The 1,978-nt window shown below is 68.8% G+C and carries 2 protein-coding genes; both read left to right on the top strand.

From position 1 onward, the window contains the following. Positions 1-277 precede the first annotated feature (277 nt). Positions 278-1,675 carry a sensor histidine kinase gene (locus tag ACFWF3_RS33940; protein WP_379318082.1) on the top strand — a complete coding sequence of 466 codons (1,398 nt, stop codon included), beginning with the start codon at positions 278-280 and terminating at the stop codon, positions 1,673-1,675. Between the two features lie 23 nt (positions 1,676-1,698). After that, the coding region (locus ACFWF3_RS33935) for a response regulator transcription factor (protein ID WP_379318084.1) at positions 1,699-1,978 on the top strand (280 nt) is incomplete at its 3' end.

Below are 1,978 nucleotides of genomic sequence, written 5' to 3'. Positions count from 1 at the left end.
CGGCTGTGGCCGGCTTCGAGAACGTGCACACGCAACCCGTTGACGTCGTCGACGAAACGAGACCTCACCCCCTCCGCCAGCCCCGGAAAGTCGACGTCCTGAACCATAGCGCCCTCCTCCACTCGCGAATGTGGTTGCGCCGCATTCAAACACGGACCCGGACAATCCGGCCAGCGGTCGTTCACCCCTCGAACGCGTCGATGGTGTAGCTCGCTACACCATCGACCCGGTGGACAGCTCGATCGTATTTCCGGCCCGCGACGACAACCATGGAGTCATGACCGAGACACCAGCCGAGCAGACACTCGTGGTCGACATCGCCGGCGAACCCACCGTGGCGCTCGATGCCACGCAGGAGACACCGCAGCGCCGGACGGGCCCGCTGGGGGCGATCCTGCGCGCACCGTTCGAGGCCAGGACGTGGAAGGAGCTCGCCTATCTGGTCCTGTCGTTCGTTCTGGGCTGTGCGGCTGTGTGCTATCTGTTCTTCGGGTTCGGCGGCGGGCTGTACGCGTCGATCGTGCTCATCGGTATCCCGTTGCTGGCGGGGGTGCTGCTCGGCGGGCGGGCGTGGGGCCGGATCTACCGGTTCCTCGGGCGCGGGCTGCTCGGCGCCCACGTCGAATCACCACCGGATTTCACCAGGTCGAGCGGCTTGTTCGGTTTCCTGAAGAGCGCGTTCACCGATCGGCCGAGCTGGCGGGCGGTGTTGTTCCTGCTCGCGCAGTCGGTGCTCGGTGTCGCGGTGGGCTGGGTCGTCCTCGTGACGATCGCGATGGTCGGGTTCACGGCGATCTCCCCCGTGCCGTGGGCGCTGCTCGATCCGGTGCAGGTGGACGACAACGGCGTGGAGCATCACAGTCTCGCGCAGTTCGGAACGTTCTACATCGATACCTGGCCGCGGGCGCTCGCCATGGCCGGGATCGGCATTCTGCTGTGCTTCGCGCTGCCGTGGCTGATCCGGGCAATCTGCTGGGTGCATCGGATGCTGATCGTGCATCTGTTGGCGGCGACACCGCGCGACCGGCAACTGGCGCAATTGCGGGCCAGCAGACGCGCCGCGGTGGACGACGCGACCGCCACGTTGAGCCGGGTCGAGCGCGACCTGCACGACGGCACGCAGGCGCGGCTGGTCACCATCGCCATGGCGCTGGGCAGGGCCGAAGAACGACTGGCCGCGGGCGGCGACGCCCGTGACCTCATCGCCGAGGCGCGCGCCAACTCCAAGGAGGCGCTCACCGAACTGCGCGAACTGGTGCGCGGCATCCATCCACCCGCGCTCGAACTCGGTCTCGGCCCGGCGCTGGAGACGCTCACTGCCCGCTGCGCGGTGCCGGTCGACCTGCGTGTGCAGATCCTGCGGCGACCGAGCCCGGCCATCGAGGCGATCGCCTACTTCTCCGTCGCCGAACTACTGACCAATGTGGTCAAACACGCGCACGCGAACCGGGTGGCGGTGTCGGTGCTGCCCGACAGTCTGCGGTCCATCGCGGTCACCGTGCGGGACAACGGAATCGGTGGTGCGCCCCGTCCCGGCACGCAGACCGTCACCGGCAGTGGGCTGGCCGGGCTCGCCGCCCGCGCCCTCGCTGTCGACGGCACGCTCACCGTCGACAGTCCCGCCGGTGGGCCTACCGTGGTGACCATGATCCTGCCGAACGAGGGCCCGCAGTGACCGCGGGCGGTGCGCACGGACCGTTGCGGGTGGTGATCGCCGAGGACAGCGCGATCCTGCGCGACGGGCTGGCCGGGCTGCTCACCGAACGCGGTCACGAGGTGGTGGCGATGGTCGGCGACGCGACGTCGCTGAGCGAGGTCGTCGGCACACACCGGCCCGATGTCGCGGTGGTGGATGTGCGGATGCCGCCCACCTTCACCGACGAGGGTCTGCTGGCCGCCATCGAACTGCGCAGGAAGTATCCGGATACCGGCGTGCTCGTGTTCTCGCAGTGGATCGAAACCCGGTACGCCACAGAGC

It is taken from the genome of Nocardia sp. NPDC060220 (genome assembly GCF_042727815.1).
GTDB lineage: Bacteria > Actinomycetota > Actinomycetes > Mycobacteriales > Mycobacteriaceae > Nocardia.
This window is presented reverse-complemented; position numbering and strand designations above follow the sequence as displayed.

What these genes read in the sequence shown, in the direction of transcription:
- ACFWF3_RS33940 (WP_379318082.1), top strand. Translation starts at nt 278, where the DNA reads ATGACCGAGACACCAGCCGAGCAGACACTCGTGGTCGACATCGCCGGC.